We start from the raw sequence: 11,717 nt of genomic DNA, 5'->3' as shown, positions 1-11,717 counted from the left end.
GGAGCGCCCTATCGCGCCACCAGCATTGCCACGGCCGACAGCGCCAGCCCCGCCATCATGCCGAACGGATACATCGCATATCCCGGCACATCATCCGGCAGGTCCACCCCGGCCGGCACGAATTTCGTACAGATGCGCCATTGTACCGGCGGCACCACGCCCTCCAGCCGGTCGCGATAGAGCGGCACCCAGTGCCTTGCATCGTCGAAGGTGATGGCCATCGGCGCGTTGCAGCATTTGGCCACCATCCGGTTGGTCTTGGAATCCGGCGTCAGCTTGTGCGCTGCCAGCAGGTGCCCACCCTTGGCCGGCCGCACGCGATCCTTGCGATAGAGCACATTCCCCGTGCCCCCGGCCGCATCGAGCAAGGGCGGCGCATTCTCCAGTTCAGCCAGCATTCGTCCCGCCGCCTGGCAATCGTCGCAATGGCAGATCACGCTGGCAATGGGCTTGCCCCATGCCTCGATTTCCACCTGCCCGCAGGTGCAGCGCGCGATGACCAGGCTGTCCTTCATGCCTCGAGTCGAGCGCATCGACGGGGATTCGACAAGACCCGGCATGCTTAGTCCGGATTGCTCTCCACCACCGGCACCTTGCCGGCGATATAGGCTTCCACCTTGTCGGCCAGGATGCGCTTGAAGCGCTCTTTCTCGATCTCGGCATGGGCGACGATTTCGCGCACCCGCCAGAATTCCAGCGCCCCGAAATTGGCCACATGCGGCCGGATATAGATATCGGGTGGATAGGCCGCCATCATATGCGCCGTCAGCGAATGCATCATGATCTGGGCCGAGCCGAACCAGATGTCGAGCGCCTTATGGTCGGTCTTGGCGATGCCCTCCGAGGGGTCGCCATTGACGTCGATGCCGATCAGGAAATCGGTGTCGATATCGGCCTGGTCGAGCGGCAGCGGATTGACCACCCCGCCATCCACCAGGATATGGCTGGCATAGACCACCGGCTTGAACAGGCTCGGAATGGCGATGGAGCCGGCAATGGCCGGCCGTAGCAGCCCCGAATTGAACACCACCTGGTGCCAGCTCTGGAAATCGGTCGCCACCACATAGAGCGGCACCTTGAGATCCTTGAATTCCAGCGGAAAACTGGCCGGCGTGAACGCATCGACGATGCTGGTGGCATCGAGCTGCATCGAAATGCCGTTCTTGAGGATGCCGCTGATGCCCCGGATCTGCGTCGCCCATAGCTTGGTGGCGATGGTCCGCATCGTGCCCAGCACTTCATAGGAATGTTCGCGCAGCTCCTTGCCGGTCATGCCGGCGGCCCAGCCCGAGCCGATCAGCGCGCCGATGGAAGTGCCCGAGATCACCGAGGGTTTCAGCCCCAGCTCGTCCATCGCTTCGATATAGGGAATATGCGTCAGCCCGCGCGCCGAGCCGCCGCCGAGCGCCACGCCGATCCGAGGTCCAGAAACCGTGTCCATCCCGCCCCGCTCCTTGCCTTTCGAGCGCAACCGGTCGGCGAGCGCCTTGCCGCGCTTCTGCAGCGGCGTCAGCGGACGTTGCGACGGCGTCTCGTCAAAGACGGTCTTGAGGAAGGGTAGGCCAGCGAAGTTGAGGAAAGGTTCAGATGCTGGTGCGGGCGATTTCGCGCCAGCCGATGTCTCGGCGGCAAAAGCCTTCTGGCCAAACAATCTGCTCCACGCCTGCATAAGCACGGCTCTGCGCCTCGTTCACGTCCCTGCCCAAGGCGGTGACGTTGAGCACGCGACCGCCGGCAGCAAGTAAACGCGCACCCTCCCGGCGCGTTCCGGCGTGAAACACGACCAGCGTGTCGCTGTCGATGCCCTCGGCCCCGCGGATTTCGCTGCCCTTGTCATAGTGGCCCGGATAACCCTGCGTCGCCATGATGACGGTCAGCGCATACTGGTCCTTCCACGCCACCTCATGCCCGGCCAGCGTGCCGGTCGCGGTGGCATGCAGCAATGCCAGCAGGTCGCTTTCCATGCGCAGCATCATCACCTGCGTTTCCGGGTCACCGAACCGCGCATTATATTCCACCAGCTTCGGCCCATCCGCCGTCAGCATCAGCCCGGCATAGAGCACCCCCTGATAGGGTGTCCCCCGCGCCGCCAGCCCCTTCACCGTCGGCCAGATCACCCGCTCCAGCGTTTCCTCATAAATCTCGCGTGTCATCACCGGCGCCGGCGAATACGCCCCCATGCCGCCGGTATTGGGCCCGGTATCGCCGTCAAAGGCTCGCTTGTGGTCCTGCGCCGTGGTCAGCGGCAGGATGTCCGTGCCGTCGCACAGCACGAAGAGCGACACCTCCTCGCCCTCCATATATTCCTCGATCACCACTTCGGCGCCCGAAGCCCCGAACGTCCCGGCAAAGCAGTCGATAATGGCCGCCTCGGCCTCCTCGACACTCATGGCCACCGTTACGCCCTTGCCGGCCGCCAGCCCGTCCGCCTTGATGACGATGGGCGCGCCCCGCATATAGAGATACGCCAAGGCCGCCGCCTCGCTGTCGAAGCGCCCATAGGCCGCGGTGGGTATCCCCATCTCGTCGCACAGCGCCTTGGTAAAGCCCTTCGACCCCTCCAACTGCCCGGCCGCCTTGCTCGGGCAGAAGCAGGCGATCCCGGCCGCTCGCACATCGTCGCCCAGCCCCGCCACCACCTGCGCATCGGGCCCAACCACGACGAAGTCGATGGCCATGAGCTTGCAGAAATCGGTGACCGCCTTGTGGTCGGTAATGTCGATCGCGACATTTTCGGCCACCTTGCCAGTCCCGCCATTGCCCGGCGCGATGAAAAGCTTGGTCAGCAGCGGCGACTGGGCAATCTTCCATGCCAGCGCATGCTCGCGCCCCCCCGAACCGATCACCAGAACGCGCATGAAAAGCCCTCCGAGATTGTGAAGGCGTGATGCACGAAGGGGAGGGGAGAGGCAAGGATTTGTTCGTGAAGGGGTGGTTGCAGGGCGCATCCACAACCACGGTGTCACCCCGGCCTTGAGCCGGGCCCCATCTTGAGATCGTTCCACAGCCGCAAGGTCGATCGAGCGGACCACCTCGCCGCAGACCATCAATCTCGGGATGGATCCCGGCTCAAGGCCGGGATGACATCGCGTTTTGGGATGGCTTCAGGTGCCCTTCCAAGCAGGAAGCGTTAAGCCCTACATCTCGGCTTCCTTGAACACCCGCGTCACATCTCCGTTCCACTCCCCGCGGAACTTGTCGACCCAGCGCTGGGCTGGAGACTTGGCCAGCCGTATCGTCTCTTCCAGCGGTGCCAGGTGGATGGTTTCGTCCTTGCCCTGGCCATTGCGGCGCCCGCGCCGCACCAGGCCTGCCTCGGCAATGCCAACGGCCTGCGCCGCTACATCATAGAGGTTGGAGCGGTCATGCGGCGTCATCAGCGCCAGCCGCGGCACTTCGCGGCGCATCTCGTCACGCTCTTCGCGCGTCCACGGCTCGATCAGCTCATAGGCCGCTTCCAGCGACACCGCGTCATAGAGCAGCCCCGTCCAGAACGCCGATAGCGCCGTCACCGACTTTTCGTCGCCCATATCGGCGCCACGCATTTCGAGGAACTGCTTGAGCCGCACTTCGGGGAAAATCGTCGAAAGATGATCTTCCCAGTCCTTGATCGTCGGCTTATCACCCGGCAATTGCGGCAGCTCGCCCCGTAGGAAAGCTCGGAAACTCTCACCGGCGACGTTCACATATTGCTTGTTGCGGATGACGAAATACATCGGCACATCAAGCGCATAGTCGGCATATTGCTCGAAGCCGAACCCCTCGTCGAAGGCAAAGGGCAGCATGCCGGTGCGGTCGTCATCGGTATTGAGCCAGATATGGCTGCGATAGCTGAGATAGCCCGAATCCCGGCCTTCCGAAAAAGGCGAATTGGCGAACAGGGCCGTCGCCACCGGCTGCAGCGCCACCGCCACGCGCAGCTTCTTGACCATGTCGGCTTCGCTGGAAAAATCGAGATTGGCCTGCACCGTGGCCGAGCGGAACATCATCGACGTGCCCAGCGTGCCGACTTTTTCCATATAGGGCTTCATGATGCCGTAGCGCGATTTCGGCATGGAACAGATCTGGTCCACCGACCACAGCGGCGTCACGCCCAGCCCGAGAAAATGAATGTCCAGCGGCGCCGCCACCTTCTTGGTGACCCGCATATGCTCGGCCAGCTCCGCCGCCGTGCCATGCAGGTCCTCCTGCGGCGATCCGCTGAGTTCGAACTGCCCGCCCGGCTCCAGCGAAATGCCGCCGGCCACTTCGTCATTGCGCAGCCCGATCGGGTTGTCGCCATCGTAGAACGGATGCCAGCCCGTCTCGGCCTGGATGCCATCAAGCAGCGCGCGGATGCCGTTCGGTCCCTCATAGGCCACCGGCCGCAGCGGATTGGTGTGGAACACGTGCTTTTCGTGTTCGGTGCCGATGCGCCATTCGCTCTCGGGTTTGGCCCCGCGCGCCATGGCCTCGATCAGGTCGGCCCGCGATTCGATAAGGGGCGAATGGGTGTCGGCGCCGGCCATAGGCAGTCCTCTGGAACTGAGGGGTCAATGTTGGCCGGGAACATAACGTTGCGCGGGCCGAAAGCAATCGCCTTTTATCGCCAATCACCGATGATTGCCTGAATCACCGCCAAAGCCGCTACCGACGCCGTATCGGCCCGCAGGATGCGCGGGCCCAGGCTGATCGGCACGACATAGGGCAGGGCTCGCAATTTCGCCCGTTCCTCGTCGGAAAACCCGCCCTCCGGCCCGACCAGCAGGCCAACCTTGCACCCCCTGAGCCCCTCCAGCGCCGCCACCGGCGAAGACGAAGCCTCCCCCTCATCGGCAAAAATCAGCGCCCGCTCCTCTGGCCAGCCATCGAGCAACCGCTCCAGCGTCACCTCCGGCTCGACCGTGGGTACGCTCAGCACCTCGCATTGCTCTGCCGCCTCGACGGCATTGGCCACCAGCCGCTCATGCTTGAGTCGGGAAACCTGGGTAAACCGCGTCAGCACCGGCTGGATCGTGCCGGCGCCCATCTCCACCGCCTTCTGGACCACATAATCCAGCCGCTCGGTCTTGAGCGGCGCAAAGCCGTACCAGAGGTCGGAAGCCGGCGTCTGGACGACGATTTGTTCCACCAGTTCCAGCACCACCGATTTCTTGGCATCGCTCACCAGCCGCGCCAACCACGCCCCATCCCGCCCATTGAACAGCACCACCGCATCGCCCACCGCCTTGCGCAGCACGGCTGCCAGATACAGCGACTGCTCCTTGCCCAGCGCCACCTGTCCGCCCGCAGCCAGATCATGTTCGACATAAAGACGGGGCAGGGCGGCATGGGTGCGGGGCATGGGCATCTTGCGGAGTGGTAAAGCCGCAGTTAGGACTGAAGCTGTGTTCGGAGCAAGTCGAACAGCACAATCATGGTGCCACGCCCTCGTGGTTCGAGGGTCGCTGCGCTCCCGCCTCACCATGAGGGCTACGTTGAACGCAGTGGTTCAGTAGGCCTCATGGTGAGGTGCGAGTTCTTCACGAGCCTCGAACCACGAGGGCGTGGCACAGCCGATAGGGCGCCCCATGACCAACGAAACGTCCGCCACCGTCCCCGACGCCAAGCGCGGCAACTGGCTCGATCGCTATGCCCCCGCCTGGCTCAAGCCCTATGGGCGCCTGGCGCGCTGGGATCGCCCCATCGGCTTCTACCTGCTGTTCTGGCCCTGTGCCTGGGGGCTCGGCCTGGCGGCCATAGCCAACCCCGCGCAGGGTTTCGACTGGTGGGGCGCGGTGCTCATGTTCATCGGCGCCATCCTCATGCGCGGCGCCGGCTGCACCTTCAACGATATCGTCGATCGCGACATCGATATGCAGGTCGCCCGCACCCGCCTGCGCCCGATTCCCTCCGGCGCCGTCACCGCCCGCGATGCCCTGGCCTTCCTCGTCGCCCAGGCGCTGCTCGGCTCGGTCATCCTCTTCCAGTTCAATCGCTTCACCGTCTGGGCCGGCGTCGCCTCGCTGCTGCTGGTGGCCATCTACCCCTTCATGAAGCGCGTCACCTGGTGGCCGCAGGCCTTTCTTGGCCTCGCCTTCTCCTATGGCGCCCTGGTCGGCTGGACGTCGCAAACCGGCGGCCTCTCCTGGCCCCCCGTGCTGCTCTATGCCGGAACAATCCTCTGGGTCATCGGCTATGATACCATCTACGCCCTGCAGGATATCGAGGACGACGCGCTTGTCGGCGTCAAATCCACGGCCCGCCTGTTCGGCGACCGGGTCAAGCCCGCGGTCGCCACGCTCTATGCCGGGGCCTTCGGGCTGTGGAATGCGGCATCGGTGCTGGCGGGGGGTGGCGTCGTCTTCGCCGCCTTGTCGCTCCTGGCGGCCGCGATGCTGGCCTGGCAGGTGTGGACGGTCGATGCCGACGAGCCGGATAATCCCCGCTTCCGCTTCGACAGCAACAAATATGTCGGGATCGTCCTGACCCTGGCGCTGCTTGCCGACTGGGTCTGGTAGTTTTGCGTTAGCATTATGCTGCCGATTTTGGCCCGTCGGTGACGCCAAATGCTAACAATGTGCTAACCAATTCACCCAAACGTCAAAAGGGCCGACCGCACCACCGGTCAACCCTTTCAACGTGCTTTGGAGGCGCAGAAACTTATGCGTCGGGCTGCATGCCCGGCTTGCGACGATTGAGGAAGCGTGGGCGGCGACCGGCCTCGGCCACCAGCTTGCGGCGGCTCTGGTTATTGCCCACCATGACCCCGTCAACCTGTTGGGAATACGGCATATAAGCGCCGTCGCCGGCCTTGATGAACAACGGCAGACGGAGCTTCTTGCCCCAGTTCTGCCACTCTGCCACCACCGACTGGTTGCCCTCTTCCTCGAACACCCGGTAGTTCAATTCGCTGTCGGAATGGACCAGTTCGATCGAGCTGGTCAGCACGCCTTCCTCGGAAATCCGTGTCGCCACGGCCACGCCGATGAATTCGGTCACCGGCACCTTGACCTTGATGGCCACGCCGCTCTGCTCGAGCATGCGGCGCACGGTAACGGTCTTGACGGGGTCCTTGGGGCCGTTGTCGTTCGCCGCGACGAAACGGCGGTCTGCCAGCGCCGGGCGGCCGAACGCGAGTACGACCGAGGTTCCTTCCATCGCCACACCATGAACCATTTGAATTCGCCTTCCTGTCAACTTCGAGAGCTGGTTTTTGGTGCTCTCTTTTGTAGGCCCACCATACCCCGCCGCCTTACCTGCCCCCTTAATCGGTTCGGTTAAGTTTATCTTGTTTTCCGAGAGGGTTAGCAGGGTCTTGCACCGGGTAGGGAGCGGTTAACCGCGCCCGCTGCCGGGCTGTTAACCCTGCCACATCTGCCGGCGCGATCACGCTGTGTGGCGCCCCCCTTGCTCCGGGCCCCCGCCAAGCCTAAAAGGCCCGCAATGCCTGCTCCCGCCACCACTTACAGCGACGATCTCGAACTGCTCCGCTCCTCCGCGGTCGCGGCCGGCATCATCGCCAGCGGCTACTTCCGCCGCGACGTCAAGAGCTGGACCAAGGAGAATTCCTCCCCGGTCAGCGAGGCCGATATCCTGGTCGACCGCTATCTCGCCGCCTCGCTGCTGCGCGCCCGGCCCGATTATGGCTGGCTGAGCGAGGAAACCGCCGACAATCCCAGCCGGCTCGACTGTGAACGCGTCTTCGTGGTCGATCCCATCGACGGCACCCGCGGCTTCCTGCGCGGCGAGGATAGCTGGACCGTTTCATTGGCCGTGGTTGAACACGGCACTCCCATAGCCGGCGTGGTCTATGCCCCGGCGCGCGATGAAATGTATGAAGCCGCGCGTGGCGAGGGCGCCCGCCTCAATGGCAGGCCCCTCAAGCGCAGCCGCCGGGCCGGCGCCGCGCCGCTGATCCCCGCCCCCGGCGCCGTGCACCAGGAAATGCAGGCCGCGGGCCTTCATTATACCCGCGGCCCGGCCTATCCCTCGCTGGCCTATCGGCTGGTCCAGGTGGCGACCGGCAGGCTCGATGGCGCCGTGGCCCGCCGCGGCAGCCAGGACTGGGATATTGCCGCCGCCGCCCTGATCCTGGCGGAAACCGGCATCGACTTTGCCGATGTCTGCACCGGGTTCCCCAATTTCAACAGACGAGATGTGCGCCACGGCGCGCTTGCGGCGCTCAGCGACATGAGCCTAAAACCCCTTGTCCACGCAGCGCTGATCAAGGTCTATGGCTGCCCGGCCGCAGACACCGGCGATGCCGAATTGCCCATTCCTTCACACACGGACCTGACCGATGGCTGAAAAAGAAGATCCCTCCAAGCAGTTGTTGCACCTGGTGATCGGCGGCGAACTCTCGAGCCTCGAAGGCGTCACCTTCGCCGACCTCGACAAGGTCGATATCGTCGGGCTCTACCCCAACTATGCCGCAGCCTATGCGGTGTGGAAGCAGAAGGCGCAGATGACAGTCGATAGCGCCCAGACGCGCTATTTCATCGTCCACCTGCACCGCCTGCTGGAACCGGAAACGCATAAGCCGTAAAGGCAAAGTGCCACGCCCTCGTGGTTCGAGGCGCTGAAGAAGCGCACCTCACCATGAGGGCTACTGAGACATTGCACCAAGAGTAGCCCTCATGGTGAGGTGCGAGCTCTTGCGAGCCTCGAACCACGAGGGCGTGGCACCAACTACTCCACCAGCGCCTCGATAATCACCTGCATGGCCCCCGGCCCGCCAATCCTCTGCCGCCCGATATTGGCCAGCCTCCGCCGTTCCTCATCATCGCCGAGCAATTTGCGCAAGGCCGCGCCAACCGCCTGCGTCTCGGCCTCCACCACGGTCCGTGCTTCCCCGAACAGCATCTGCTCGTCGGTAAAGCGCGAGCGCCGGTCGCGCGGATTGACAAAGGTGATGGCCGGTTTGCCCAGCCCCAGCGCCTGAACCGTGGCCGTGCCGGCCTGCGACAGCGCCACGTCCGAGGCCGCCAGCAGGTTGCCCATCGCCCCGCCGCGCGCCATGTGGATGGTCATATCCCCATCCGACAACTCCCCCAGATCGGCGGATTCGACGCTCAGCATCGTCGTGCGCTTGAGCCCGGCCTTCTTGGCCAGGTCATCCACGCTGATGCTGCCGGCAACCGCCAGGAACATGTCGGGACGCAGCTCGGCCGGCAGGCTGCGCAGCGCATTGACCTGCAAGGCGAAGCTCTCGCCCGTGAGCGCCCGGCTTCCCGGCAGCAGCGTGACGGCCAATGGCCGCTGACGCCGCGACTGCGCGTCATAGTCGCCATGCGGGATGGCATCCATCATCACATTGCCGGCCGAGCGGGCGTCGACGCCGATATGTTCGAGCGAGCGCGCCAGGTTGTCGGCCCGGCAGAACACGGTCTTGCAGGCCCGCTTGATGGTCCAGCGCTCCGGGCCGGAATAGAGCCGGGCGGCGCCTGTCTTGTAGACATCGAGATAGTAAAGGTCGCGATGGCCGCTCATATAGCAGGCCAGCACGCCCACCATGTCGCCAACCACCACCACGCGGTCATACTTGCCCTTGATCCGGCGCAGGAAATTGAGCGCCGGCGGCACTGTGCCGAGCCCACCGGTGGCGATGTCACGCCGCAGCGAGCCCTTGACGTTGCGCCAGCCTTCCGAGGCCAGCGTGGCGCGCGGCCCCACGATGGGGCACACGCCGGCATAGGCATTGCCCGCCCCGATCATCGGATAGGCTTCCACGATCGCCCGATCGGGCATGCGCGCGACGATCGCGGCCGCGATGGCATCCTCGCCATGGCCGTTGGAAATGAACAGGAACCGGTTTTGGCCCGACGCTTCGGCCTCCACCATCAGGCTCCGCGGCCGAAGCGCTCGAAGGCGGTATGGGCCGCCGTGGCGTCGGCATAGGGCTCCTGCCGGTCGACGCTCCAGTAAAACAGCTCGTCGAGCGGAATGGGCTTCTGCGTGATGGCGCAGCGCACGAAACTGCCGGGTTTGAGCACCACATAGTCGCCGTCGAGATAGCGGATGACCGCTTCGGTGGGTGCAAAGCCTTTGTCGAAGATGTTCATTCTGGCATCCCTTCAACCTTCGCCCCGATATAGCGAGCTGCGGGTCAGATCAAAAGAGGCTTTCCTGCGCGTCGCCATCCGATTGCGGGCGTGGCTTCTTCTTTATGACCGGGCCGCCCGAAATCGTTGCCCCCACCTCCCCATCGGCGAATTCGATGGCGATGGGAGCGCCCGGCAGCAATCCGGCCCGCTCATGCACCAGATTGCCATCGACATCCTTGATGACGGCATAGCCCCGCGCCAGCACGCTTTTGTAGCTGAGCGAGTCGAGCAGCTTGCCGGCCTGGGCCAATGCCGCGCCGCGCTGGCTCAGGCCCTGCAGCATGCTGGCGTAAAGCCGCGTCCCCAGCGGCCCCAGCCGCGTCTGCCCATGGCGCAGCTCCGCCCGCAGCGTATTGGCCGAGAGCTTCGGGCCGACGGCTTCGAGCTGTGCCCGCTTGCGCTCGACCAGCCGGATAGCCGAGGCCCCGAGGCGTTCGGCGCGCGGATCATAGGTCAGCCGCGAGCGGTCCACCGTCTTGTGCAGGCCGGCTTCGGCGCGCAGCGACAGGTTGCGCAGCCGCTCGCCGAATTCCGACTGCCGCCGCACCAGCAATTGCGGCGCCAGCCTCGGCGCGACGCGCGACAGCTTTACGCGATGGTCCTGCACCGAATGGCGCAATCCGGCAAAAAGGTTGCTCGCCGCATGATCGAGCCGCTGCCGCTGCGTCGAAACCAGCTCGGTCGGACGCGGCAGCCCGGCACTGGCGGCGCGCAGCCGGTCGCGGGCGCTGCCGGCGATGCGTCGGGCGCCCTGCCGCTGGCGCGAGCCGAGGTCATCGACATAGCCCACCAGTTCGGCGCGCACTGGAACCGCAGCCTCGGCCGCGGCCGTGGGGGTCGGCGCCCGCATGTCCGAGGCATAATCGACCAGTGTCGTATCGGTCTCGTGCCCCACGGCCGAGATGATGGGGATGCCGCTGGCGGCAACCGCGCGCACCACGGCTTCCTCGTTGAAGCCCCACAAATCCTCGATGGAGCCGCCGCCACGCGCCACGATCAGCAGATCGGGACGGGGTATGGCGCCATCGGGCAGCAATGCGTTGAAGCCCTCGATGGCATTGACCACCTCGGGCGCGCAGGTTTCGCCCTGCACCCGCACCGGCCAGACCAGCACGTGGCTGGGGAAACGGTCGGCCAGGCGATGCAGGATATCGCGGATGACGGCGCCGGTGGGAGAGGTGATGACACCGATGACGCGGGGCAGATAGGGCAGGGGGCGCTTGCGCTCGCGGGCGAACAGCCCCTCGGCATGCAGCTTGCGCCGCCGCTCCTCCAGCAGCGCCATCAGCGCCCCGGCGCCGGCGGGCTCGATATTGTCGATGACAATCTGGTATTTGGAAGACCGCGGAAAGGTCGTCAGCCGCCCGGTGGCAATGACCTCCAGCCCCTCCTGCGGCTTGAAGGTCAGCCGGGCGTAACTGGTCTTCCACACCACGGCGTCGATCGCCGCATTTTCGTCCTTCAGCGTGAAATAGGCGTGGCCCGAGGCATGCTGGCCACGAAAACCGGAAATCTCGCCGCGCACCCGCACATGGCCGAATTCGTCCTCGACCATGCGTTTGACCGCGTGGGAAATCTCGCTGACGGAAAATTCGGCGGCATTGGTCAGGGCTTCGGCCATGCCTTCTGGTGCGATATCGGGTGAGTCAGGTC

12 protein-coding genes are annotated in these 11,717 nt (G+C 64.8%); 3 read left to right on the top strand and 9 right to left on the bottom strand.

Annotation, left to right across the window (positions count from 1 at the left end; all coding sequences use genetic code 11):
- Positions 1 to 8: 8 nt before the first annotated feature.
- The 5 genes from ASD80_RS01750 to ASD80_RS01730 all read right to left on the bottom strand — a co-directional run bounded on the left by ASD80_RS01750 (position 9) and on the right by ASD80_RS01730 (position 5,323).
- A complete protein-coding gene (locus ASD80_RS01750; protein WP_056228048.1) occupies positions 9 to 515 on the bottom strand; it encodes a GFA family protein in 507 nt (168 codons plus the stop codon).
- 47 nt (positions 516 to 562) lie between these two features.
- The gene (locus ASD80_RS01745) at positions 563 to 1,651 is read right to left on the bottom strand and encodes a patatin-like phospholipase family protein (protein WP_162247297.1); all 1,089 of its coding nucleotides are present in this window, start codon (positions 1,649 to 1,651) and stop codon (positions 563 to 565) included.
- The gene (gene purD / locus ASD80_RS01740; RefSeq protein WP_056228043.1) at positions 1,584 to 2,858 is read right to left on the bottom strand and encodes a phosphoribosylamine--glycine ligase; all 1,275 of its coding nucleotides are present in this window, start codon (positions 2,856 to 2,858) and stop codon (positions 1,584 to 1,586) included. Before purD ends, ASD80_RS01745 begins: the two co-directional genes overlap by 68 nt.
- A gap of 279 nt (positions 2,859 to 3,137) precedes the next feature.
- Complete coding sequence (locus tag ASD80_RS01735) at positions 3,138 to 4,508, bottom strand: glutamate--cysteine ligase (protein ID WP_056228041.1); 1,371 nt, start codon at positions 4,506 to 4,508, stop codon at positions 3,138 to 3,140.
- 74 nt (positions 4,509 to 4,582) lie between these two features.
- The gene (locus ASD80_RS01730) at positions 4,583 to 5,323 is read right to left on the bottom strand and encodes a 16S rRNA (uracil(1498)-N(3))-methyltransferase (RefSeq protein ID WP_056228252.1); all 741 of its coding nucleotides are present in this window, start codon (positions 5,321 to 5,323) and stop codon (positions 4,583 to 4,585) included.
- Positions 5,324 to 5,549: 226 nt separating this feature from the next.
- Between ASD80_RS01730 and ubiA the strand changes: the two genes are divergently transcribed.
- A complete protein-coding gene (ubiA, locus tag ASD80_RS01725) occupies positions 5,550 to 6,479 on the top strand; it encodes a 4-hydroxybenzoate octaprenyltransferase (RefSeq protein ID WP_056228038.1) in 930 nt (309 codons plus the stop codon).
- A gap of 142 nt (positions 6,480 to 6,621) precedes the next feature.
- Here ubiA and ASD80_RS01720 read toward each other — a convergent pair whose 3' ends face one another.
- Positions 6,622 to 7,137 carry a DUF6101 family protein gene (locus tag ASD80_RS01720; RefSeq protein ID WP_156460274.1) on the bottom strand — a complete coding sequence of 172 codons (516 nt, stop codon included), beginning with the start codon at positions 7,135 to 7,137 and terminating at the stop codon, positions 6,622 to 6,624.
- Positions 7,138 to 7,404: 267 nt separating this feature from the next.
- Here ASD80_RS01720 and ASD80_RS01715 point away from each other — a divergent pair, with 267 nt between their 5' ends.
- Positions 7,405 to 8,268, top strand: coding sequence for a 3'(2'),5'-bisphosphate nucleotidase CysQ (locus tag ASD80_RS01715; RefSeq protein ID WP_082554974.1), 864 nt, complete (start codon positions 7,405 to 7,407; stop codon positions 8,266 to 8,268).
- Positions 8,261 to 8,506, top strand: coding sequence for a DUF4170 domain-containing protein (locus tag ASD80_RS01710; protein WP_056228033.1), 246 nt, complete (start codon positions 8,261 to 8,263; stop codon positions 8,504 to 8,506). Before ASD80_RS01715 ends, ASD80_RS01710 begins: the two co-directional genes overlap by 8 nt.
- 143 nt (positions 8,507 to 8,649) lie before the next feature.
- On the opposite strand, the gene ASD80_RS01705 is transcribed toward ASD80_RS01710, so the two are convergent.
- From ASD80_RS01705 to xseA, 3 genes are read right to left on the bottom strand one after another with little or no spacing between them, the layout of a single operon-like run.
- A complete protein-coding gene (locus ASD80_RS01705; protein WP_056228030.1) occupies positions 8,650 to 9,801 on the bottom strand; it encodes a hypothetical protein in 1,152 nt (383 codons plus the stop codon).
- Complete coding sequence (locus tag ASD80_RS01700) at positions 9,801 to 10,022, bottom strand: DUF2093 domain-containing protein (RefSeq protein ID WP_056228027.1); 222 nt, start codon at positions 10,020 to 10,022, stop codon at positions 9,801 to 9,803. The genes ASD80_RS01705 and ASD80_RS01700 overlap by 1 nt, the downstream gene beginning before the upstream one ends.
- 49 nt (positions 10,023 to 10,071) lie before the next feature.
- Positions 10,072 to 11,685, bottom strand: coding sequence for an exodeoxyribonuclease VII large subunit (xseA, locus tag ASD80_RS01695; RefSeq protein WP_056228024.1), 1,614 nt, complete (start codon positions 11,683 to 11,685; stop codon positions 10,072 to 10,074).
- Between the last annotated feature and the right edge of the window lie 32 nt (positions 11,686 to 11,717).

Origin of the sequence: Devosia sp. Root635 (genome assembly GCF_001427605.1) — a bacterium.
Lineage (GTDB): Bacteria > Pseudomonadota > Alphaproteobacteria > Rhizobiales > Devosiaceae > Devosia.
The sequence above is the reverse complement of the archived record's forward strand: the minus strand, read 5'-3'. Positions and strand labels throughout refer to the sequence as shown.

Excerpts from the sequence above, each read along its gene's own strand:
- xseA (WP_056228024.1), bottom strand. The coding sequence starts at position 11,685 with ATGGCCGAAGCCCTGACCAATGCCGCCGAATTTTCCGTCAGCGAGATT.
- ASD80_RS01750 (WP_056228048.1), bottom strand. The coding sequence starts at position 515 with ATGAAGGACAGCCTGGTCATCGCGCGCTGCACCTGCGGGCAGGTGGAA.
- ASD80_RS01700 (WP_056228027.1), bottom strand. The coding sequence starts at position 10,022 with ATGAACATCTTCGACAAAGGCTTTGCACCCACCGAAGCGGTCATCCGC.
- ASD80_RS01710 (WP_056228033.1), top strand. The coding sequence starts at position 8,261 with ATGGCTGAAAAAGAAGATCCCTCCAAGCAGTTGTTGCACCTGGTGATC.
- ASD80_RS01705 (WP_056228030.1), bottom strand. The coding sequence starts at position 9,801 with ATGGTGGAGGCCGAAGCGTCGGGCCAAAACCGGTTCCTGTTCATTTCC.
- ASD80_RS01735 (WP_056228041.1), bottom strand. The coding sequence starts at position 4,508 with ATGGCCGGCGCCGACACCCATTCGCCCCTTATCGAATCGCGGGCCGAC.
- ASD80_RS01730 (WP_056228252.1), bottom strand. The coding sequence starts at position 5,323 with ATGCCCCGCACCCATGCCGCCCTGCCCCGTCTTTATGTCGAACATGAT.
- ASD80_RS01720 (WP_156460274.1), bottom strand. The coding sequence starts at position 7,137 with ATGGTTCATGGTGTGGCGATGGAAGGAACCTCGGTCGTACTCGCGTTC.
- ASD80_RS01715 (WP_082554974.1), top strand. The coding sequence starts at position 7,405 with ATGCCTGCTCCCGCCACCACTTACAGCGACGATCTCGAACTGCTCCGC.
- ubiA (WP_056228038.1), top strand. The coding sequence starts at position 5,550 with ATGACCAACGAAACGTCCGCCACCGTCCCCGACGCCAAGCGCGGCAAC.
- purD (WP_056228043.1), bottom strand. The coding sequence starts at position 2,858 with ATGCGCGTTCTGGTGATCGGTTCGGGGGGGCGCGAGCATGCGCTGGCA.